Consider the following 21,883-nt stretch of genomic DNA (forward strand, 5'->3'; position numbering starts at 1 on the left):
AAGGCGCCCTTCCCATTAAAGCCTCAGCGCCCTCGTCTAAAACGCTGCCTGCTCCTCGCCGTCACGGTGCCGGCTGATCGCCCTTCAGTTCCACATGCGCCGGTTTGCCCGCTTCGCCCAGCGCCTTCAACGGCTTGCCGTTGAACTCGGCCTCGACGGCGCCGCCGTCACCGAGATCCAGGGCAAAGGAGCGCTGTCCCTTCCACTCGATGATGTCACCCGCTTTCAGGTCGTAGCGCTGGGAGATGCTGTCGTCGATAGTGATGCTGAGCCAGCTGTCACGGTTGAAACGAAGCCGCAACACGATGCCGCTTTGCTTGCCCGCCGGCGATGTCGGAGCGGTCTCGGTCCCGGCCGGCACCGGGGCAGCCGCGTTGCGCGCGCTGCTCACCGGCTTCTGCACGGGCTGGGCGACCGGCGCCGGCGCCGGGGAAGCGGCCGGTGCGGGGGCACTCGGGGGAGGCTGCACCCTGGGGGGCTCGCCCTCGGTGAAGAACAGCGCCGCGATCACCACGGCGCCCAGAAGCAGCGCCGGCACGATCCAGCGGCCGGGGTTGCGGATCCGGGCCCGCTCCAGGGTATCGATCCCGGTCGGCGGGGCCATCCCCTGCGCGCGCGGGGCATGCGAGGCGCGCGGAGCGCTCGCTTCGGGCTGGGCTCCCGGAGGAGGCGCCAGTCCCTTCTCGTAGCGGGCCACCACCTCGTCCCCGGACAGGGAGAGAAAGCCCGCGTAGAGTCTCAGAAATCCTTTGATGTAGGCGGCGTTGGGGAGCTTGCCGAAATCCCCCTGCTCGATGGCGGCAAGGTAGTTCTTGCCGACCTTGGTGACGCGGGAGGCTTCCTCCAGCTCAAGCCCCTTCGCTTCACGGACACTGCGCAGGTACTCCCCAACCGGCATTTCCGCGCCGTTTTCAACATCTGGCTCTGCCACGTTACCTCACCTTGAGCAGGTCCAGGTACTCCCTGGAGAGCTGCCCCATCTCGGAATCGGGGGCGATCCGCACCACTTCCTGGAAGGCGCTTTTGGCGGCATCGGCGTCCTTCAACTTCATCTGGGCCAGGCCCATGTGGTAGTGAGCGCTCGCGTAGGAAGGGGTCAGGCGCAGCGCCTTCTGATACTCTTCAACGGCAAGCTCGGTCTTGTTCATGGCGAAGTAGACCCGCCCAAGGTTCACCCTGGTGCGGGGGTCGCTGCCGTTTTTGGCGACCAGGCCGCGCAGGACGGCCAGGGCCTGCTGGTAGTCCCCCTTGCCCAAGTAGGCGAGCCCGAGATTCCCCGCGGCGTTGTCCTGCCCCTGGAAGAAGAGATCCTCCTGGACCACCTTGAACTGGGCGATGGCGTCGTCCCAGCGCTTCATCTCCAGGTAGTTGACCCCGAGGTTGTTGCGCGCCTCGGAGTAGTTCTCCCGCAGGTCCAGCGCCTTGAGATACTTGGCTTCCGCGAGCTCGTAGCGTCCTTTGCGGAAATAGGTAAGCCCCAGAAGGTTAAGCAATTCGGGGTCTTTGGGGGTGAGCTTCTCCGCCTCGGTCAGTTCCTGGAGCGCGCCGGTGAAGTTGTTCTCGGCAAAGAAGGACTGCCCCATCTGGTAGTGATAGATGGACTTGTTCTTCTCAGCCTGGCTCAAGGCGCATCCAGAGGCAAGCAGGAGGAGGGCAACCGGCATGAAGGTTCTGGGACGGATCATAAACCTCACGGTAAACTCGCGGAAATACACCGGGAAAAATTAACAGATATGATCATCATTGTCAATGAAGAGCCATTTACCAGGCGCCCCGCAGCCGCACAATCACAGCTCCCCCACTCCCTGGAAGTGGGTCATGTTCTTGAAACTGCGGTAGCGCGCCTCGATCTCCGGATAGGTCAGCGTCTTCAGGCGGTCCAGGCTGAACGCCTCGACGTTGAAGGATGCCATCACCGAGCCGAAGATGATCGCCTGGCGCACCCCCTCGTCGGAGAGGTTGCCGGTGTTGGCCAGATACCCCATGAAACCGCCGGCAAAGGTGTCCCCTGCCCCGGTCGGGTCGAAGACCTCCTCCAGGGGATAGGCGGGTGCCGCGAAGACGGAATGGCCGTTGAACATGAGCACGCCGTACTCGCCGCGCTTGACGATGAGGTTCTTGACCCCCAGGGCGATGATGGCGCGGGCGGCCTTGACCAGGTTCACCTCGCCGGAGAGCTGGCGGGCCTCACCCTCGTTGATGATCAGGAAATCGACCCGGCTGATCACCTTCTTGAGCGCCTCGATCTTCGAGGAGATCCAGAAGTTCATGGTGTCGCAGGCGACCACGCGCGGCTGTTTCACCTGGTTCAGGACCTCCATCTGCAGTTCGGGGTCGATGTTGGCCAGGATCAGGTACTGCGCGTCGGCATACGCCTCGGGAATCACGGGCTTGAAGCTCTCGAAGACGTTCAGGTGGGTTTCCAGGGTCTGGGCCTCGTTGAGGTCGTAGCCGTAGCGCCCTTTCCAGTGGAAGGTCTGGCCGGGGACGCGGGAAAGCCCGGTGAGGTCGATGTTGCGCGAGTTGAGAAAGCGGGTGTGTTCCTCGGGGAAGTCCTCCCCCACCACGGCAACCAGGTTGACGTCGGTGAAAAAGCTTGCCGAGGTGGAGAAGTAGGTGGCTGAGCCGCCGAGAACGCGGTCTCTCTCCCCGAACGGGGTCTGCACGGAATCAAGCGCGACGGATCCAACGACGAGTATGCTCATAAAGCCTCCGGTGTGTTGCGGATCTGGTTGGTTCGAGTTGCAGGGCACGACGGCACCCGCCGGCTGCTCCGGCGGGTGCGGCGCGGGTATTACAGGTATTTGCCGAGGATCAGTTCCAGGTTTTCCCGGGTCTCCACCGGAATCACCGAGGTGTCGCTGATCACCGCGTACTTCAGGGCGTCACCGCAGGCGCAGCCGCGCCCCGCCGCCACGCGGGTCACGGCCCGGCGGATGATCTTCTTGGCGGTGGCGACGTTGTTCTTGATGATCTCGATGATCGCCTCGACGGAGACGTCATCGTGGGACTCGTGCCAGCAGTCGTAGTCGGTGGACAGGGCGATGACCCCGTAGCAGATCTCGGCCTCGCGGGCGAGCTTCGCCTCGGTCAGGTTGGTCATGCCGATGATGGAGGCTCCGAGGGAGCGGTACAGGTGGCTCTCGGCGCGGGTGGAGAAGGCCGGTCCCTCCATGCAGACGTAACAGCCACCCTTGTGCACCGTGGCCCCCACCTCGCCGGCGGAGCGGTACAGGATGTCGGAGAGCTCGCCGCAGACGGGATCGGCGAACTGGACGTGGCCGACCACGCCGTTGCCGAAGAAGGTGTCCTTCCTGAAGCCGCGGGTGCGGTCGATGAACTGGTCCGGCACCACGATGTGTCCCGGGACGATCTCCTCCTTGAGGCTGCCGACCGCGGACACCGAGATGATCCGGGTGACGCCGAGCTTCTTCATGCCGTAGACGTTGGCGCGGTAGTTCACCTCGCTGGGGGTGAAGCGGTGCCCCTTGCCGTGGCGCGGCAAAAAGACCATCTGCACCCCGTCCAGCGTGCCGGTCACGTATTCGTCGCTGGGGCGGCCGAAGGGGGTGTCCACCGTGACCTGGGTCACCCCGGTCATCCCCTCCATCTCGTACAGTCCGCTGCCGCCGATTACCCCGATTACCTCGTTAGCCATGAGTTCCCTCCAGCGTCATTGAATATAGAGTAGGTACTGTTCGGCTGGTCGTGTCAGCCGCGTTAATCGTTGTGCATCTGGTCCAGCTTTCCCTTCAGCTGCCCGCAGGCGGCGGAGATGTCCCCTCCGCGGCTGGAACGGGTGATCACGGTGACGTGCTTGTCCAAAAGGTACTTGTGGAACCGGTCGATGGTCTCCTGGGTGGGGCTCTTGAAGGAACAGCCGTCGTGCTCGTTGAACGGTATCAGGTTCACCTTGGACGGGATGTTGCTGATCAGGCGCACCAGGCGCTTCGCGTCGTCCAGGGTGTCGTTGAGATCCCGTATCATCACGTACTCGATGGTGATCCAGCGCCTGGAAGGAAGCGGGAAGGCCTTGCAGGCGGCCAGGAGCTCCTTCAGGGGATAGGCCCGGTTCACCGGCATGATCTGGTCGCGCACCTCGTCCGTGGTCGCGTTCAGAGATACCGCGAGGTTCACGGTGCAGCCGCGGCCGAGCTCGGCCATCTCCGGAACGAGGCCGGACGTGGAGACGGTCACCTTGCGCGTGGAGAGCTGGAAGCCGTCCGGGTCGGTGAGGATCTGCACCGCCGGGATCACGGCGGCGAGATTCGCCAAGGGCTCCCCCATCCCCATGAAGACGATGTTGTTCACCGGGTGCTCGCGCTTCACGGCGCAGACCTGGTTCACGATCTCGGCGGTGGTCAGGTTGCGGGCCAGGCCGAATGTGCCGGTGAGGCAAAAGGCGCACTTCATGGCGCAGCCGACCTGGCTCGAGATACAGAGCGTGTTTCTTCCCTCGTCCGGGATGAGCACACTCTCAACGCTGGCGCCATCGGCGAGCCTGAACAGGTACTTGCGGGTGCCGTCCTCGGAGGCCTCGACAGCCTCGGGGACCAGATTGCTGATCTCGGCCCGCTCCTTCAACACCGCGCGAAACTCCTTGGAGACGTTGGTCATCTCGTCGAAGTCCATGGCGTCCATCTGGTAGAGCCACTTGAAGATCTGCTTGGCGCGGAAACGCTCCTTGCCCAGCCCCGAGATGTACGCCTCGAGCCCGGACAGAGTCAAATTCTTTATGTCTGTCTTTTCCATACCTTCCGGATACTAAAAAAGCCCTTCTCGCGAAGGGCTCTTGGTCTGCCTGAACCAGCTTCGGATTAAACCAGTTCCAGCTGGTTGAAGAAATAGGGGATCTCGTAGGAAGCGGACTCCGGGGAGTCGGAGCCGTGTACGGTGTTCTCCTCGATGCTCACGCCCAGTTCCTTGCGGATGGTGCCCGCCTCGGCGTTGGCCGGGTTGGTGGCGCCCATCAGGCCGCGCCAGTCGGCGATGGCGTTTTCCTTCTCCAGCACCAGCGCGATGACCGGGCCGCGGGACATGAAGGTGCAGAGGTCGCCGAAGAACGGACGCTCTTTGTGCACGTAGTAGAAGCCTTCCGCCTGTGCCCTGGAAAGCAGGATCTTCTTCATGCCGACGATCTTGAACCCGCCGGCTTCGATCATGGCGAGCACCTTGCCGGTGACGTTTCTTTCCACTGCATCAGGCTTTATGATGGCAAATGTTCTTTCCATTGTTTCCTCCGAACCCATAGTAGTAAACGACCCTTCTAATTAGCATTCCGGTCACCGCGTTGTCAAGGCAAATGGCCGGATAGAGACGCAAAAAAAGCCCACAGATGAATCTGTGGGCTTCGTGAAACAGGGAGACCCTGTTTCAGCTTACTTCTTCTCAGCCGGAGCGGCCGGAGCAGCCGGAGCAGCTTCCGGAGCTTTAGCGGAGGACATCGGAGCCTGAGCCGGAGCGGCCGGAGCAGCCTGCTCAGCAGCCGGAGCAGCCGGAGCCTCTTCTTTCTTCTTGCAGCCAGCAGCAAAGGACAGGGCCAGAGCCAGGCAAAGTGCCAAGGAGATCAGTTTTTTCATTGACGATATCACCTCTTTTCTTTTTAGATTTACCATTACTGCGCAAGGCGCATGGTTTTTTTGTGCGACAACAAAGGGCGAATATACTAGCATTCACGGAAATGTCAATACTTTTTAAAGGTGCAAACCGCAAAAAAAAGTTAGAAGATTTTGCCAAACATTTGGATGGCGCGGCCAAACATGCAGGATACGGAATATTCGGCGCCTCCCGATCCGGAAAACGACAACGAGCGCCGAGCCGCGGCGCGTAACCTCCCGTTTCTTCGCAACTCTCCTACACGACACGCATCCCGGAGAACTACGTCCTCCCCGGCCGCCCCCTCCTGCCCCGCCGCGGCGGTACGGCTCACCCACCGGAACCTGAAAAAACTGCGGTGAGTCGAGGGTTCGGCAACGGTTCTTTCTTGTAAACGGCTCCCAAATATATTACTTTGGCCCAATTAATCTCCGGCGACACGGAGCAACGCCACCAAGGGGGACCCGTGAACGATACGCTCAACACCGCAGACAAGAAACTCCTTTTGCAACTCGCCCGCGAGGCGATAACCGCCACGGTCCAGACCGGGAAACTGAAGATGCAGCAAGTGGCCGACGACAGGCTCACGGCCGCCCAAGGGTGCTTCGTCACCATTAAGAAACAGGGAGCCCTCAGGGGCTGCATCGGCAATTTCAATTCGGACAAGCCGCTCTACCAACTGGTCCAGGAGATGGCCGCCTCCGCCGCCACCCGCGATCCGCGTTTCTACCCCATGAAGGAGGCGGACCTCGCCGAATTCGAGTTGGAGATTTCCGTGCTTTCCCCTCTCAGCAAGATCACCTCACCCGAGGAGGTCGAGGTCGGCAAACACGGGCTGTACCTGGAGAAGAACTTCTCGCGCGGGGTACTGCTGCCCCAGGTCGCCGTGGAGCACAAATGGGACCGGGAAACCTTCCTGAGCCAGACCGCCCTCAAAGCCGGCCTCAAAAAGGACGACTGGAAAGAAGGGGCCGACCTTTACGTCTTCAGCGCCGAGGTATTCGGCGAACAGCAGTAATTAAGTAAACAACGTCGGGAGCCGCTCATCGCCTGAGCGGCTTGCCTTCCCCCTCCCCTTCCCTGTCCCACTCCCTTCCGCTTTCCGCACTATTGCACAACGTCAAAAGCTGTAGCGCAAAGAACGCAGAGAATCCGCAGAGAACGCAAAGACGGCTTTAGGACTTCGGGTTTAACATCAAAGGCTCTCTTCGCGACCATTGCGCATGCTTGGCGTGCTTTGCGTAACTGCTTGCAAAAAAAAGAGGGGACACCTAAGTGCCCCCTCTCTCTTATTACAGTTGGCCGGCAAAGCCGATTACATCTTCCTGCCGCCCTCGGCAGCCCACTTCTCGAGCATGTCGGTGGTGACGGACTTCGGACGCTCGATGGCGTAGCCAAGACCGCGGTCCCAAGTGATGTTGGCCATGCAGCCCAGAGCGCGGCCCACACCGAAGAGAACGGTGTAGAAGTCCCACTCCTTGAGGCCGTAGTACCACTGGATGACGCCGGACTGTGCGTCGACGTTCGGCCAGGGGTTCTTGGTCTTGCCGTGCTCGGTGAGGACGCCCGGGGCGGTCTCGAAGATCATGGCGACCAGCTTGAACAGCGGATCGTCCTTGAGGCCCGGGGTCTTGAGGCAGAACTCGCGCTGCGCGGTGTAGCGCGGGTCGGTCTTCCTGAGAACGGCGTGGCCGTAACCCGGAACAACCTGGCCGGCGTTGAGGGTATCCCAGAGAGCCTTGGTGACGTTCTCTTTGGTCGGCTCGGCGCCGTTGAGCTTCTTCTGGAACTCCATGATCCAGCCCAGAACTTCCTGGTTGGCAAGGCCGTGCAGCGGGCCTGCGAGGCCGTTCAGGCCTGCGGCGTACGCGTAGTACGGGTCGGAGAGGGCCGAGTGCACCAGGTGGGTGGTGTGGGCCGAAACGTTGCCGGACTCATGGTCGGAGTGGAGGATGAAGTACATCCTGGCCACGTCCTTGTACTGCTCGCTCTGACCGATCATGTGGGCGAAGTTGGCGCCCATGTCGAGTTTCGGATCGATGCCGATCTGCTTGTCACCGCGGTACTTCAGGTTGTAGATGAATGCGGCGAGAACCGGGATACGGGCGACGATGTCGCTGGCATCCTCGTACACGTACTCCCAGGCGTCCATCTTGTTGAACTTGCCGCCGCTGTAGAAGGCAGCGAACTTGGAGTCCTTCTGCATCGCCATGATGCCGACGGAGAGCATGACCATCGGGTGGCTCTCTTTCGGGAGGGCGCGTACGGCGGTGTAGACGTACTCGGGCACAACCTGGCGGGTCTTGAACTCGGCCTCAACAGCGGCGACCTGGTCCAGGGTCGGAACTTCGCCGGTCAGCAGGAAGTACCAGAAGGACTCGACGGTCGGGTACTCGGAGCCGGCAGCTTTCGGCAGAGCCTCGAAGGTCTCCGGAATGGTCTTGCCGCGGAAACGGATGCCTTCCTGCGGGTCGAGATAGGAGATGTCGGTGACGAGCGACCTGATGTCGCGGGCGCCGCCGATGCACTGACCGATGTCCACCTTGTCGATTACGACGGAGCCGAACTCCTTGGTCAGCCTGGTGATACGGGGGCGGTGGGCCTGGATCTTCTCAAACAACTTCTCTTTTAATTGCGTCATGTGCCAGATCTCCTTTGCTGTTGGGGTTGAGGTACATACGTTGAATTACAAATCGAATCGCCCGCTGACACCGTGCCGGTCGATTGACTACACTCGGCCGGTTGCGTGAGGTAGGTATACTGTATACAAAGATTTTTCAAATGTATACCATTGCGCAGATCCAATTTCAACACAAAAAAATTGTGTTCTAGTATTTTGCATACATTTTAATTCACGCTAGAGCAGTACCAGTTCCTGGCTTGAGAAGGTGAGACGCTTAAGTCCCTGTTCGGAGAGATAAAAAGAATTTTCGATGCCGACTGCGCCCTCGCCGGGAAACACGAGTTTCGGCTCGAAGGCGAAGGCCATGCCTACCTGCAGGGTTTCATCGGCGAACCCCTTCGCGATGAAAGGGTACTCGTCTATTTCAATGCCCAGACCGTGGCCGATGAAAGAGATCTGGTTGCCGGCAGTACCCATGAAGTGCTCCGCGTACCCCATGCGCCGCGCCAGGTCGACGCAGGCGTCGTAGATCCCGCCCCAACTGGCCCCTTCCACCGCGAGTTCCACCATCAGCTCCTCGACGCGCAGCATGTCATCATAACCGCGCCGCATGCGATCCGACACCGAACCGATGGCGAACACCCTGGTCTGGTCCGCTAGGTAACCGTCGTAGCAGCTCGCCAGATCCACGATGATCGGCTCATCGCGTCTGATCCTGTTGTAGCTGGCGCCGTGCCCGAAGGCGGGGGTGAGCCCCATTCCGCCCAGCGCGGTGTTGGTGCAGGCGGGAGCTGCGCCGTCCGCGCCGGCAAGGACCTGGACTGCGGAGAGTTCCCCGTTGAAGGCGCGCATCCGGACATACGACTGGTGCCCCTCCTGGCGGCCCACGCGTTCCAGTTCGGAGGCGAGTTCGACCTCGCTCATACCCTCGCGGATCACCTCCGTGGCGCGCCGGTACATTTTGTCGGCCTGGGTGCCGGCATCCTGCAGGATGTGGATTTCGTAGTGGCTCTTGATCATGCGCACCCGCCTGATGGCGGGAGAGGCGTCCAGCGCCTGTGCGTTGGGAAACAGGGAGAGGTACTTCTGGTAGAGGTTGACCGGCAGGACGTCCAGTTCGAGCCCCAGACGTTGCGGCAGCGGGTGGCCGTGCTCGGTGAGGAGGCCGGCCAACTGGTTTAGGGAAGGAAGCGGGACCACGTGGGCGAGCCCGCTCTCCATGCGCGCCCGCATGAAATCCCTGCGCACGAGGTAGAGCGGAGCGCCGGACGCGGGGACGTAGAGCACACCGGTCTGCACGGTTCCGGTGAAATAGAAAAGATCGGCGTTTTGCACCATGAGGACCGCGTCCATGCCCGCGGCCGCCATTTCGACTTGCAGTTTCCTGTAGCGGTATTCCAGTTCATTCTTCGGCGTAAGCCGCATATCCCCTCCCCTCTCCCCATGAGCAGGACTCATGAGGAGGAGAAGGAAAGATAACTCACAATCGGTACCGCGTCAACCCCCGCAGGTCAATGAGATCAAGGGGTTATTAGAAAAGCTATCCTGCGGATCAGACATTTTCTTCCAGCTGCAGCTCGCGGATCGCCATCTCGCGCAGTTTGAACTTCTGGATCTTGCCGCTGGCGGTCATCGGGTAGGAGTCGACGAAGCGGACGTACTTCGGGATCTTGTAGTTGGCGATCCTGCCGCGGCAGAACTCCTTCACCTCCTCCTCGGTCATCTCGCACCCCTGTTTCAGGACGATGGCAGCCATCACCTGCTCGCCGTACTTGCGGTCCGGCACCCCGTAGACCTGGATGTCCGAAATCTTGGCATGGGTGTAGAGGAACTCCTCGATCTCGCGCGGGTAGATATTCTCGCCGCCGCGGATGATCATGTTCTTGATCCTGCCGGTGATCTTGCAGTAGCCGTTCTCGTCCATGACGGCCAAGTCACCGGTATGCAGCCAGCCGTCGGCGTCGATCGCCTTGGCGGTCTCCTCCGGCATCTTGTAGTACCCCTTCATGACCAGGTAGCCGCGGGTGCAGAGTTCCCCCTGCTTGCCCGGGGGGAGTTCCGCTCCGGTCTCGATGTCGACGATCTTCAGCTCGACGTTGGGGAGCACGCGCCCCACCGTGGCCACCTTCAGCTCGATGGGGTCGTCGGTGCGGGTCTGGGTGATGACCGGCGAGGATTCGGTCTGGCCGTAGGCGATGGTGATCTCGCTGGCGTGCATGTCGCGGATCACGCGCCGCATCACCTCGATGGGGCAGTTGGAGCCGGCCATGATCCCGGTCCTAAGCGACGTGAGGTCAAATTCCGCGAAACGGGGGTGCTCCAGTTCCGCGATGAACATGGTGGGGACGCCGTGCACGGCGGTGCAGCGCTCCTGCTCGATGGCCTGCAGCACCTTGAGCGGGTCGAAGATCTCCACCGGGACCATGGTGGTGCCGTGGGTGACGCAGGCCATGACGCCCAGCACGCAGCCGAAGCAGTGGAAGAACGGGACCGGAATGCAGAGACGGTCCTTCTCGGTGAAGCGCATGCACTCGCCGATGTTGAAGCCGTTGTTGACCACGTTGTGGTGGGTCAGCATGACCCCTTTCGGGAACCCGGTGGTGCCGGAGGTGTACTGCATGTTGATCACGTCGTGGATGGAGAGGGTCCGCTCGACCGCCTCCAGTTCGGTGTCGGCAACCTGCGCGCCCAGCTCGACGATATGCTCGAAGTTGATCATCCCGTCGGGAGCCCCGTCGCCGATGAATACCACGTGTTTCAGAAAGGGAAGCGTGGTGCTCGAGAGCTCGCCGGGTCTGCTGGCGGCAAGTTCCGGGACCACGCTCGCCAGCGTCTCTATATAATTGGTGTCCTTGAACCCCTGCACCAGGAAGAGCACGCTGGAGTCGGATTGTTTCAGCAGGTACTCAAGCTCCGCCGATTTGTAGCTGGTGTTGACCGTTACCAGCACCGCACCGATTTTGGCGGTGGCGAACTGCAGCGTCACCCACTCCGGCACGTTGTAGGCCCAGATGGCGAGGTGATCCCCCTTCTTCACCCCCATGCGCAACAGCCCCTTGGCCACCAGCCGGCACCGCTCGTTGAACTCGCGGTAGGTGTAGCGCAGACCGCGCTCGACGTAGACCAGCGCCTCGTTATCCGGATATTTTCCGGCTATGTCATCCAAAAGCGCCCCGACCGTCAAATTGATCTCTTTCGACATGATCCCCCCTACTGTTTCTTCACATCAAACAGTCGTTCGCGTAAAAACAACTCATTGGAAATAAAAGGTTTTACCAATTAACACAGCCTTCTGTGGCATGTCAAGAATTAAGGGATGCCGATCATTTGTTCGGTGGCTGTCAACAACGACATCGCGGAGGGCGGCCCGCAAGAAGGTGCGCCAGCGCCCTACGCCCTGCAGAAAATGCTTGACACACTTTTTATCCGCGAGACCGGGTGTTTAGCGTAAGCTACTGAAATCATTGATGGTGCAACAGAAACTTCGTTACGGTGACGGTGCCTATTCTGTAGGCAATCTGCAGAGGCGGGCAATTTACAAAGGCTTTTCCCTGTCTTCAACGTCTTTTCCACAGCGCTTTCCACAAACGGTGTGGACCAGAGAGAAAAAACAGAATTTGAAGCGTGACTTTAGATAGTTAGAACAAAACAGCTGTTACGCAAAGAACGCAAAGCATGCGCAGAGTTCACGAAGGGAGTCTTTGGGGTTACCCCAAAGTCCCAGGTTCTTCTTTCCGTACTTTGCGGATCCCCAGGGTTCTTCGCGCTATGGCTTTTAAAGGAGTTACGCAAAGCACGTGAAGCAGGCGCAAAGGTCACGAAGAGAGCGTTTGGCTTTACCCTAAAGTCTTAGGTCTTCTTTCCGTACTTTGCGGATACCCGGCGTTCTTTGCGCAACAGCTTTTAAAGCAGTTACGCAAAGTGCGCGAAGCAGGCGCCAAGATCACGAAGAGAGCGTTTGGTTTTACCCTAAAGTCTTAGGTCTTCTTTCCGTACTTTGCGGATACTCGGTGCTCTTCGCGCAACAGCTTTTAAAGCAGTTACGCAAAGTGCGTGAAGCAGGCGCAAAGGTCACGAAGAGAGCGTTTGGTTTTACCCTAAAGTCTTAGGTCTTCTTTCCATACTTTGCGGGTACCCGGCGTTCTTTGCGCAACTGCTTTTGGGAATTGGTTCGACCAGCTAAAGTCCGTTCACCACGTTCTGCAGGGTGCCTGCGAGGAAAGCGGAAATGTTGCCGGCAGTCGTCGCCATGAGGCGGCGCCGGGCGGCAAGGGTGGCCCAGGCGATATGGGGGGTGATGATGCAGTTTTTCGCGCTCAGCAGCGGGCTGTCGGCGGGAATAGGCTCGATGGCGGCGACGTCGACGGCGGCCCCGGCTATCACCCCGGCGTTGAGCGCATCGGCCAGGTCGCGCTCATTCACCAACCCGCCGCGCGAGGTGTTGATGAGCAGCGCGTGGGGCTGCATGAGCCGGAGACGGGCCGCATCGACCACCCCTTCGTTTTCCGCCGTCAGCGGGCAGTGCAGGCTGACCACATCCGCCCTGGCAAAGAGTTCGTCCAACTCGAGCCACTGCACCGCCATCCCGTCCGGCGCCACCTTGCGGCGCGGGTTGCAGGCGAGAATCTCCATCCCAAGCGCAGCGGCAACGGCAGCGACCCGGGCACCGATCCGCCCCAACCCGACGATACCGAGCGACCTCCCCTTCAGTTCGGTGAGCGGCTGCGCCACCAGGGTGAAATCGGCCGAACGGGTCCACTCCCCCCGCTGCACCGCGGCGTCGTACTGGGCCACCCGGTTGGTCAGCTCCAATAGCAGGGCGACGGCGTGCTGCGCCACCGAATCGCTGCCGTACTCCGGGACGTTGACCACCGGGATGCCCAGTTCCGCCGACCGCGCGAGGTCCACCACGTTGTAGCCGGTCGCCAGCACGCAGACCAGCCGCAGCTCGGGCAACTGCGACAGGGTCGCCGCGGACAGCCGGGTCTTGTTGGTAAGCACGATCTGCGCGCCGCGGCAGCGCTCCAGCACCAGCTCCTCGGGGGTGCGCTCGTGCACCACCAGCTCCCCGAAGGCGGCGACCTCGTCCCAAGGGTTGTCGCCGGGGTTCAGGGTATAGCCATCCAGCACCACGATCTTCACGGGCACCTCCCTAGTGCACCACCACGCCGCCGGAAACCACGAATTTCACCGCATCCTCGACGCTCATGCCGCAGTCGTACACCTCCGACTCCCGGAAGAACAGGGCAAAGCCCGAGGTGGGGTTGGGCATGGTCGGGACGTAGACCACCACCAGCTTCTCGCCGTCGCGCTCCACCTCGGCCGTCACGAAGCCGACGGCACGGACGCCGGTGCGGGGCCATTCGACGAAGACGGCCCTGCGGTAGGAGGTCTTCCCCTCCTTGAACACCTGGGTCAGCTGCTTGCTGGAGTTGTAGATCGACTTCACCAGGGGAATGCGGGAGAAAAGCTCGTCCCACCACCTGAGGATCCTGGTCCCCATCACGTTGGTCGCGAGCAGACCGGAGAGGTAGATGACGATGACGCCGGTCAGCATCCCCAGTCCGGGGATGTACGAGTGGTCGTTGATGAGCGCGGCCAGCAGCGAGTCGAGGTAGCTCCCCAGGATGCCGTCGGCGAAGTTGAACAGGAACTTCAGGATGAATATGGTGATGCCCAGGGGTACCACCACGAACAGCCCGGTGATGAATTTCCCCTTGAAATGCTTGATGATGTTCTCCACTTGTGCCTCCATGATGGACTTCGTCTGCGTTATGCAACAAAGTGGCCGCAGTGTCAACGCTTTTGGATGCGCCAGAAGGGACTGGCTCCGACAGTGCCATTCCCTCTCACGGAACGCTCCTTTCAACTCAGCCTGCATGCACGCTCCCCCCTTTGCGAAGGGGGGCGGGGGGATTTAGCCCAGGTAGCCATGGCACCCTGGACTGCTACAGCGTCACCCCCCCTAAATCCCCCTTTGCGAAGGGGGGACTTTTGAGCCAAATGGAGTTGACAACCACAAGGGCAAAAACATACAGTAGCACGTTACGGATTTATCCCCCCATCCCACGTCAAAGGCTCCCTCGATGTTGAAAAAAGCGTTCGCCATATCCGCTATCGCCGCCGTCCTCGCCGCCATCTTTTTCGTCGCGCCACTACTGGACAAGGAAGAGCGCGCCCGCAGAAGCGAGGCGGAGTACGTCTCCATGTTCAAAGAAGTAGTCGACATCGTCAAGGAGAGCTACGTCGACAAAGTCGACGACAAGAAGCTCATGACCGGCGCCATCAACGGGATGCTGGCCGCGCTCGACCCGCACAGCACCTACCTCCCGGTCACGGAGTACTCCGAGATGAAAGTGCACATGGCAGGCGCCTTCGGCGGCCTCGGCATCGAGCTGGACATGCGTAACGGCAAGCTCATGGTGAACGCCCCCATCGAGGACACCCCGGCCTTCCGGGCCGGCATCCTGGCCGGGGACCATATCTTCCAGATCGACGGGAAGCCGACCAAGGACCTTCCCATCAACGAGTGCGTAAGCCGGATGCGCGGCACCCCCGGAACCCAGGTCACCCTCACCATCATCAGGGAAGGGGCAGCGCAACCGCTCACCTTCCGTCTGACCCGCGCCATCATAAAGACCAAGAGCCTCAAGGCCCGCCTCCTCGAGTCCGGTTACGGCTACGTTCGCATCGCCGAATTCCAGGAGCGGACCGGCGAGGACTTCGAGAAGGCACTGAAGACGCTGGCAGCCGACAACGGCGCCCCCCTCTCCGGCCTCATCCTGGACCTGCGCTACAACCCCGGCGGGCTGGTGGACCAGGCGTACCGCGTGGCCGACCGGTTCATAGGCGAAGGGCTCACCAACGGCGACATCGTCACCACCAAGGGGCGCGACGCCGCCTCGGTGCACACCCTGACCGCCACCATCGGGGAAAAAGAACCCAAGTACCCCATGGTGGTGCTGATCAACGGCGGCTCCGCCTCCGCTTCCGAGATCGTCGCGGGCGCGCTGCAGGATCACAAGCGCGCGGTGATCATGGGTACCCAGAGCTTCGGCAAGGGGAGTGTGCAATCCATCATGACCCTGAACAACGGTGACGGACTGAAACTGACCACCGCCCGTTACTACACCCCGAGCGGCCGCTCCATCCAGGCCAAGGGGATCACCCCCGACATCGTGGTCGAATTCGCCAAGCCGACGGCAGCAAAGAAAGAGAAAGAGCAGGAGGTCCGCGAGCAGGACCTCGACGGCCACATGCAGGAAGTGCCCGAGACCAAGGCTCCCGCGCCGGCCAAGCCCGTCCACCCGGTCCTTTTGCCCCGCGTGAACGGCGCCGGCAAGGAGCTGAGCGAAGAAGAACTGCTGCAAAAGGACAACCAGCTCGCCCGCGCCCTCGAGCTCATCAAGGGAGTGAACGTCCTCAAAAAAGGTCTGCTCCGTTGACCGGCACGGGCGGCAGCAAGGCGCCCGCCTCCCCGAACCTGCTGGTGATACTCGGGGCGACCGCCTCCGGGAAGACCCGACTGGGGGTACAGCTTGCCGGCAGGCTGCAGGGCGAGATCATATCGGCCGATTCCCGCCAGGTGTTCCGCGGCATGGACATCGGCACCGGTAAGGACCTGCACGAGTACCAGGGCGTTCCCTACCACCTGATCGACGTGGCCCCACCCGGCCACGAGTTCAACCTGTTCCAGTTCCAACGTCTTTTCCTCGATTCCTTCTCCGACATCTCGAGGCGCGGCAGGCTCCCGGTTCTGGTCGGCGGCAGCGGCATGTACCTCGACTGCGTGCTGCGCGGCTACCGCCTCATCGAGGTCCCCGAGGATCCCGCGCTGCGGGAGGAACTCGCCCCGCTCTCCATGACGGAGCTTGCAGACCGGCTCATCGGGAGCAATCCCAGGCTGCACAACAGCACCGACCTCACCGAGCGGAGCCGGTTGCTGCGTGCCATAGAGATCGCCGAGTACCGGGGCGGAGCCGAAGCGCCCTGGCCGGAGATGACGCCTTTCACCATAGGCATCCGCTGGGAGCGCGCCCAACTCAGGGAGAGGATCACCAAGCGGCTCAGGGAGCGGCTGGAAGCTGGGATGATCGAAGAGGTGCAGCGGCTGCACGATGAGGGTACCGGCTGGGACAGGTTCGAGTTCTACGGCCTGGAGTACCGTTACGTGGCGCGTCACCTTAAGGGGGAAATCTCCAGGAACGACATGTTCCAGAAGCTCAACGCCGCCATCCACGACTTCGCCAAGAAGCAGGAGAACTGGTTCAAGCGGATGCAAAGCCACGGCACGGTGATCCACTGGGTCGAGGGAGCGGGCGACCCGCTGGCGGAGGCGCTGGAACTGCTAACAACATTCAAACAGGGATAAAAGGGATAAAAGGGATAAAAGGGATAAAGGCGTAAAGACTTTTCGTAACGCGAAGCCGCAAGGGCGCAAAGTCAGGCAAAACCTACAGAAACTTTGGGTTTAACCCAAAATGCTTTTGTTTTAGACGTGATCCCCTTCATCCCTTTTATCCCTGTTAAATGGTTCTGAAATCTTTTGGTTTCAGGTGTTATCCCTTTGATCCCTTTTATCCCTGTTAAATGATGTTGTCTTTAGATTTACTTTGCGCCTTTAGGCGGTACCGGCTGGTTCAAGCGGATGCAAAGCCACGGCACGGTGATCCACTGGGTCGAAGGAGCGGGCGACCCGCTGGCGGAGGCACTGGAACTGCTGACACCATTCAAACAGGGATAAAAGGGATAAAAGGGATAAGGGCGAAAACCTTTTCTCACGCGAAGCCGCAAAGGCGCAAAGTCAGGCAAAACCTGCAAGCCGCTTTTTGTTATACCTGAAATCTTTTGGTTTTAGGTGTTATCCCTTTGATCCCTTTTATCCCTGTTAAATGATGTTGTCTTTAGGTTTACTTTGCGCCTTTGCGTCTTGAGTGAGCGTAGCGAACGGGCGTGAGGCGGTACCGGCAGTTAATTATTGACGTAATCAGTGTGGTATGTTACGAAAAAAAAGGCGAAGCAGATGGTGCTTGTTTCGTTAACGTACTGGCAGCCAGGGAGGGTACCGATGTTTGCAAGGTTTAAATCGGACATTAAGGCAGTGTTTGACAGGGATCCGGCGGCAAGAAGTATGCTGGAGGTGATCTTCTGTTATCCCGGGCTGCATGCGATCTGGTTCCACCGGTTCGCCCACTGGCTTTGGAAGCACGAGCTCTATTTCCTGGGACGCTTCACCTCCCACCTGGGCCGATTCTTCACCGGCATCGAGATCCACCCCGGCGCCACCATCGGCAAAGGTTTCTTCATCGATCACGGCATGGGCGTGGTCATCGGGGAGACCGCCGAGATCGGCGACAACGTCACCCTCTACCACGGGGTCACCCTGGGCGGGGTCAGCTGGGAAAAGGTGAAGCGCCACCCTACCCTGATGGACAACGTCGTGATCGGCTCGGGCGCGAAGATCCTCGGCCCCTTCACCGTGGGCAAGGACAGCAAGGTCGGCTCCAACTCCGTCGTGGTCAAGGAAGTCCCTCCCAACTCGACCGTAGTCGGCATCCCCGGCCGCGTCGTGATGGCAACCGAGAAGCCCCAGGACCGCCCGGACCTCGAGCACGGCAAGATGCCGGACCCGGAGGCCAAGGCGATCTCCTGCCTGTTCGACCAGATTCGGGAATTGGAGAGAAAGTACGCCGCCCTCGCCGCCGATCACGAAGCCCTCAAGAAGAAACTCGGATAAAACCATTTCACAGGGATAAAAGGGATAAAGGGGATCACATCTAAAGATCAGAAGCTTTAACGCCAAGGCGCGGAGCCGCCAAGACGCAATGGAAAAGACGGTCTTGATTCTAAAAAGGGTTTGTCGTTCCCCAAAGGCCTTTTCCTGGCGTCTCCGTGCCTTGGTGTCTTTGCGTTAACAGAGATTTTTGCCTTTATCCCTTTTATCCCTGTTATCCCTGTTAAAAGTTTTTGTCTTTATCCCCTTTCATCCCTGTTAGCTTAGGATTTTATGACTAAAAGAATCGCCATCACCACCCTCGGCTGCAAGATCAACCAGTTCGAATCCGCCGCCATGACCGAAGCTTTGGAGCAGGACGGCTACAGCTTCGTCCCCTTCTCCGAAACGGCCGACATCTACGTCATCAACAGCTGCACCGTCACCGCCAAAACCGATGCCGAGTCCCGCCGCCTCATCAGGCGCGCTACCCGCATGAACCCCGAGGCACGCGTGGTGATCACCGGCTGCTACGCCCAGATGGCTGGCGACGAACTGCTGAAGCTGCCGGGGGTGAACCTCATCCTCGGCAACAGCGAGAAGAAGGACATCGTCGGCTTCATCAAGGGACTGAAGGATGAACCGCAGGCGGTGGTGAGCGATATCTCGCAGCAGAGGACGGGTGAAAGAACACAGTTGGAAAGCTTCGCCGAGCACACCCGCGCCTTCCTCCAGGTGCAAAACGGCTGCGACGCGCGCTGCGCCTACTGCATCGTCCCCTACGCCCGCGGGGCCAGCAGGAGCGTCGCCCCCCAGGAGGCGCTGGACGGCATGGCGGCCTTCGCCGCCAAGGGATTCCAGGAGATCGTCCTGACCGGCATACACCTGGGCGCCTACGGCCTCGACCTCGCCCCTCCTACCGACCTGCTCTCCCTGATGCAGCAGGCCGAGCAGCAGGGGTTGGTGCGACGCCTGCGGATAGGCTCGGTGGAACCGACCGAGGTGCCGGCCGAGATGATCGCCTTCATGGCCGGTTCCCGCATCGTCTGCCCGCACCTGCACCTGCCGCTGCAAGCAGGCTCCGACGGCGTACTCGCCCGCATGAACCGCGGCTATGACACGGCGCTGTTCCGTTCCGTGGTCCAGGACCTGGTCGCCGCCATGCCTGACGTGAGCATCGGCTCCGACGTGATCGCCGGCTTCCCCGGCGAGACCGACCGGGAATTCCAGGAGACCTACTCCTTCATCGAGTCGCTCCCCCTCGCCTACCTGCACGTGTTCCCCTTCTCGCAGCGCCCGGGAACGCCGGCTGCAACCATGGCGGCCCAGGTCCAGCCGCGGGTGATCAAGGAACGCGCCGAGGCGCTCCGCATCCTGTCGGAGAAGAAGAAGGCCGAGTATGCCGCACGGTTTGTCGGGCGGGAACTCCAGGTGCTGGTGCAAAAGGACGAAGGGGGACGCAAGGGGTTATCCAGGAACTACCTTCCGGTGCTCATCGAGGAGTGCGAGGGGCTGGTCAACCAGGAGGTCGGCGTGCTGATCACCGGGACCAACGGCGGGGAGTTGATCGGGAAACTGGCAGCGGCGCGCTAGAGGGTTACCGTCACCGTAGCGCCCTGCCCCACTTCAGCTTCTATCTTCACCTTGCCGCCGTGGCGGCTGACGATACGCTTCACGATGGCGAGTCCGATGCCGCGGCCGGGGAACTCCTCCTGGCTGTGCATCCGCTGGAAGGGAGCGAACAGCTTCTCCGAGTAGGCCATGTCGAACCCCGTCCCGTTGTCCCGAACGACGAAGGCGGAATGCCCCTCCCACTCGGTCGGGAAAACTTCCACCAGGGCGTGCTCCGTTTTCTGGGTGAACTTCCAGGCGTTTCCCACCAGGTGCTCCAGCACCACCTTCAAAAGGCGGGCATCGCCCCGCGCCGCCATCCCCTCCGCCACGCGTACATCGACCTTCCGCTCCGGTTGCGAACGGACCAGTTGCCCCACGACCTCCCTGGCCAGCGCGCTCAGGTCCACATCTACCTTGTTGAGCTTGCCCCGGACGCTGCGTGACAATTCCAGGATCGCGTCCAGCATGTCGGCCATGCGGCGGCTGGACCTCCTGATCCGGTCCAGGTAATCGTTGCCTATGGTGTTGAGTCTCGGTGCGTACTCTTCGGTAAGGGCCTGACTGAACCCCTCCAGGTGCCGCAAGGGTGCCCGAAGGTCATGGGAAACCGAGTAGCTGAACATCTCCAGGTCGCGGTTGGCCGATTCCAGCTGCGAGGTGCGCTCCACCACCCTGCGCTCCAGCTCGCCGTTCAACCTGAGCAGGCTCTCGTTTTCCTCGGTCAGTTCGCGGACCTTCTCCTCCAGGCGGGTGGCGACGACCTGGCTGTAGTCCCTGAGAAAGTCCTCCTCCTGCAGCGGGTGCGGCTCCGCCTCGCGCTCTGCGCCCGTTTCCGCCGCCAAAAGGCGCCCCACCTCCTCCCACAATGCATCCGGACGCATCGGCTTCTCCAGGAACGCCGTGGCTCCCAGGGAGGCAGCGAGCTCGGCTTCCCTGCTGCCGGTGTAGACCGCTGAATAGAAGATGAAGGGGATCTTGCCGAGCTCGTGGAATTTCTTGAGTTCGCGAAGGAACCGGAAGCCGTCCATCACCGGCATGAGGCAGTCGGAGATGATGAGGTCGGGGGCTTCGGCCGCTGCCATCTCGAGCCCCTGTTTGCCGTTGGCGGCCTCGACGACGTGGCAGCCGTGCCACTCCAGGTTGTAGCGGGTGATCTTGCGATCGTTTCGGGAATCGTCGACGACCAGGACCTTCATCCTCCCCCCCTAACGGCTGCGGCAAATGCCTAAGAGGATACCAATGAGGGAGAGGATTGCAACGAAAGGGGATGGAGGGGGGACCCAAGAAAGAACCCTTCGCGTTAATGGTTTAAAAACGAAACAGACTGAAACAAAATCAAAAAAGGCTCAACGCAAAGCAACCGTGTTCTCTGTCAAGCAAAAGTGTGGCTATCGCTCCAAGGCTGGTTATCTCTGAGCATTGCATTCAGTATGACCAAGAGCTTTCGCATCGTAGCGGTTATTGCCACCTTGTGCACCTTACCGGCGTTCCTTAGCCGGTCATAGAAGACTTTTATCGTGGGGTTAAATCGTACTGCTGCTAGTGCCGCCATGTACAGGACACAACGTACTGCTGCACGGCCTCCCCAGATCGAGCGTTTGCCTTTAACCCTGCCGCTGTCACGGTTGTAAGGGCACAAGCCGACTAACGCGCTGATTTGTTGCCTGGTGACAGATCCCAACTCGGGGAGTGCAGCGAGCAAAGTTGCTGCTGTCACAGGACCAATGCCCTTGACACTGGTCAGAATCTCCCCCTTTGCCTTCCACATTGGGGAAGACTGGATGAAACGAGATATATCGTCATCATAGGAGCGGATCTGCTCCTCCAGCCATTCGATGTGGCGGGTGATGCCATCTCGTACTGATTTCGGAGCAGCGGAAAGCCTGTTCTTTTCGGCCGTGAGCATCTCGACGAGTTGCCTCCGGCGCGAGATCAGCGCCGATAGTTCCTGGGCCGGCTCATCCTTAAGAGGACGAATTTCAGGCTCGATCTTCTGCCCGAATAGTGCGATTACCTTTGCATCGAGCTTGTCTGTCTTTGCAAGTAATCCACAGGCTTTGGCAAAGTCTCGAATCTGCCTGGGATTGATAATTACTACGGGAAGTGAGGCCGCAGAAGCAATTCCGGCTGCCAGCATTTCGAGTCCTCCTGTGGACTCGAAAATTACCCGGGATGGTGCTAGCTCAGCAAGGACCTTCACCAGCTCATTGCAGCCGCTCTCATCATTGACGAATCGCTGTGAAACACCCAGAGGGATCACGAATAGGTCGAGATTCTCTTTGCTTACATCAACGCCAGCTACAGCTACTTTAGGTTCCATGTGTTCTCCGTCCCTTTCT

General features: G+C 60.4%; 19 protein-coding genes. 5 read left to right on the forward strand and 14 right to left on the reverse strand.

Annotation, left to right across the window (positions count from 1 at the left end; genetic code table 11):
- Positions 1-61: 61 nt before the first annotated feature.
- The 7 genes from KP004_RS11855 to KP004_RS11885 form a co-directional block, all read right to left on the reverse strand.
- Positions 62-931: a helix-turn-helix domain-containing protein gene (locus KP004_RS11855; RefSeq protein ID WP_216798752.1), complete on the reverse strand. Its 870-nt coding sequence runs from the start codon at positions 929-931 to the stop codon at positions 62-64.
- 1 nt (position 932) lies between these two features.
- Positions 933-1,685, reverse strand: a complete 753-nt coding sequence (locus KP004_RS11860) for a tetratricopeptide repeat protein (RefSeq protein WP_216798753.1) — start codon at positions 1,683-1,685, stop codon at positions 933-935.
- 102 nt (positions 1,686-1,787) lie between these two features.
- On the reverse strand, positions 1,788-2,705 hold the full coding sequence (locus KP004_RS11865) for a PfkB family carbohydrate kinase (protein ID WP_216798754.1): 918 nt from the start codon (positions 2,703-2,705) through the stop codon (positions 1,788-1,790).
- An 89-nt stretch (positions 2,706-2,794) separates the two neighbouring features.
- Positions 2,795-3,658 carry an S-methyl-5'-thioadenosine phosphorylase gene (gene mtnP, locus KP004_RS11870; RefSeq protein ID WP_216798755.1) on the reverse strand — a complete coding sequence of 288 codons (864 nt, stop codon included), beginning with the start codon at positions 3,656-3,658 and terminating at the stop codon, positions 2,795-2,797.
- A 62-nt stretch (positions 3,659-3,720) separates the two neighbouring features.
- Positions 3,721-4,752, reverse strand: coding sequence for a dual-specificity RNA methyltransferase RlmN (gene rlmN / locus KP004_RS11875; RefSeq protein ID WP_216798756.1), 1,032 nt, complete (start codon positions 4,750-4,752; stop codon positions 3,721-3,723).
- Between the two features lie 65 nt (positions 4,753-4,817).
- Entirely contained in the window at positions 4,818-5,231 is a 414-nt protein-coding gene (ndk, locus tag KP004_RS11880; protein WP_183346629.1) for a nucleoside-diphosphate kinase, read from the reverse strand.
- 147 nt (positions 5,232-5,378) lie between these two features.
- The gene (locus KP004_RS11885; RefSeq protein WP_183346630.1) at positions 5,379-5,579 is read right to left on the reverse strand and encodes a hypothetical protein; all 201 of its coding nucleotides are present in this window, start codon (positions 5,577-5,579) and stop codon (positions 5,379-5,381) included.
- Between the two features lie 482 nt (positions 5,580-6,061).
- On the opposite strand from KP004_RS11885, the gene amrA reads away from it, so the two are divergent.
- The gene (amrA, locus tag KP004_RS11890; RefSeq protein ID WP_216798757.1) at positions 6,062-6,613 is read left to right on the forward strand and encodes an AmmeMemoRadiSam system protein A; all 552 of its coding nucleotides are present in this window, start codon (positions 6,062-6,064) and stop codon (positions 6,611-6,613) included.
- Positions 6,614-6,910: 297 nt separating this feature from the next.
- Here the strand turns inward: amrA and KP004_RS11895 are convergent, their stop codons facing one another.
- The 5 genes from KP004_RS11895 to KP004_RS11915 all read right to left on the reverse strand — a co-directional run bounded on the left by KP004_RS11895 (position 6,911) and on the right by KP004_RS11915 (position 13,961).
- A complete protein-coding gene (locus KP004_RS11895; RefSeq protein ID WP_199388241.1) occupies positions 6,911-8,236 on the reverse strand; it encodes a citrate (Si)-synthase in 1,326 nt (441 codons plus the stop codon).
- Positions 8,237-8,452: 216 nt separating this feature from the next.
- Positions 8,453-9,643 carry a M24 family metallopeptidase gene (locus tag KP004_RS11900; protein ID WP_216798758.1) on the reverse strand — a complete coding sequence of 397 codons (1,191 nt, stop codon included), beginning with the start codon at positions 9,641-9,643 and terminating at the stop codon, positions 8,453-8,455.
- 127 nt (positions 9,644-9,770) lie between these two features.
- Positions 9,771-11,420, reverse strand: a complete 1,650-nt coding sequence (locus KP004_RS11905) for an AMP-binding protein (protein ID WP_216798759.1) — start codon at positions 11,418-11,420, stop codon at positions 9,771-9,773.
- A gap of 977 nt (positions 11,421-12,397) precedes the next feature.
- Positions 12,398-13,360 carry a D-2-hydroxyacid dehydrogenase gene (locus KP004_RS11910; protein WP_216798760.1) on the reverse strand — a complete coding sequence of 321 codons (963 nt, stop codon included), beginning with the start codon at positions 13,358-13,360 and terminating at the stop codon, positions 12,398-12,400.
- A 10-nt stretch (positions 13,361-13,370) separates the two neighbouring features.
- Complete coding sequence (locus tag KP004_RS11915) at positions 13,371-13,961, reverse strand: DUF502 domain-containing protein (RefSeq protein WP_216802527.1); 591 nt, start codon at positions 13,959-13,961, stop codon at positions 13,371-13,373.
- A 343-nt stretch (positions 13,962-14,304) separates the two neighbouring features.
- On the opposite strand from KP004_RS11915, the gene KP004_RS11920 reads away from it, so the two are divergent.
- From KP004_RS11920 to mtaB, 4 genes are all read left to right on the forward strand, one after another.
- Positions 14,305-15,663 carry a S41 family peptidase gene (locus tag KP004_RS11920; protein WP_216798761.1) on the forward strand — a complete coding sequence of 453 codons (1,359 nt, stop codon included), beginning with the start codon at positions 14,305-14,307 and terminating at the stop codon, positions 15,661-15,663.
- Positions 15,660-16,589, forward strand: a complete 930-nt coding sequence (gene miaA / locus KP004_RS11925; RefSeq protein ID WP_216798762.1) for a tRNA (adenosine(37)-N6)-dimethylallyltransferase MiaA — start codon at positions 15,660-15,662, stop codon at positions 16,587-16,589. Before KP004_RS11920 ends, miaA begins: the two co-directional genes overlap by 4 nt.
- A gap of 696 nt (positions 16,590-17,285) precedes the next feature.
- Complete coding sequence (gene cysE / locus KP004_RS11935) at positions 17,286-17,954, forward strand: serine O-acetyltransferase (protein WP_216798763.1); 669 nt, start codon at positions 17,286-17,288, stop codon at positions 17,952-17,954.
- A 270-nt stretch (positions 17,955-18,224) separates the two neighbouring features.
- Complete coding sequence (mtaB, locus tag KP004_RS11940; RefSeq protein WP_216798764.1) at positions 18,225-19,523, forward strand: tRNA (N(6)-L-threonylcarbamoyladenosine(37)-C(2))-methylthiotransferase MtaB; 1,299 nt, start codon at positions 18,225-18,227, stop codon at positions 19,521-19,523.
- Here mtaB and KP004_RS11945 read toward each other — a convergent pair.
- Positions 19,520-20,740, reverse strand: a complete 1,221-nt coding sequence (locus KP004_RS11945; RefSeq protein ID WP_216798765.1) for an ATP-binding protein — start codon at positions 20,738-20,740, stop codon at positions 19,520-19,522. The two genes, mtaB and KP004_RS11945, sit on opposite strands and share 4 nt — an antisense overlap.
- Before the next feature lie 176 nt (positions 20,741-20,916).
- Positions 20,917-21,864, reverse strand: coding sequence for an IS110 family RNA-guided transposase (locus KP004_RS11950; protein WP_216798766.1), 948 nt, complete (start codon positions 21,862-21,864; stop codon positions 20,917-20,919).
- Between the last annotated feature and the right edge of the window lie 19 nt (positions 21,865-21,883).

This window comes from Geomonas oryzisoli (genome assembly GCF_018986915.1).
In the GTDB taxonomy this organism is placed as follows: Bacteria; Desulfobacterota; Desulfuromonadia; order Geobacterales; family Geobacteraceae; genus Geomonas; species Geomonas oryzisoli.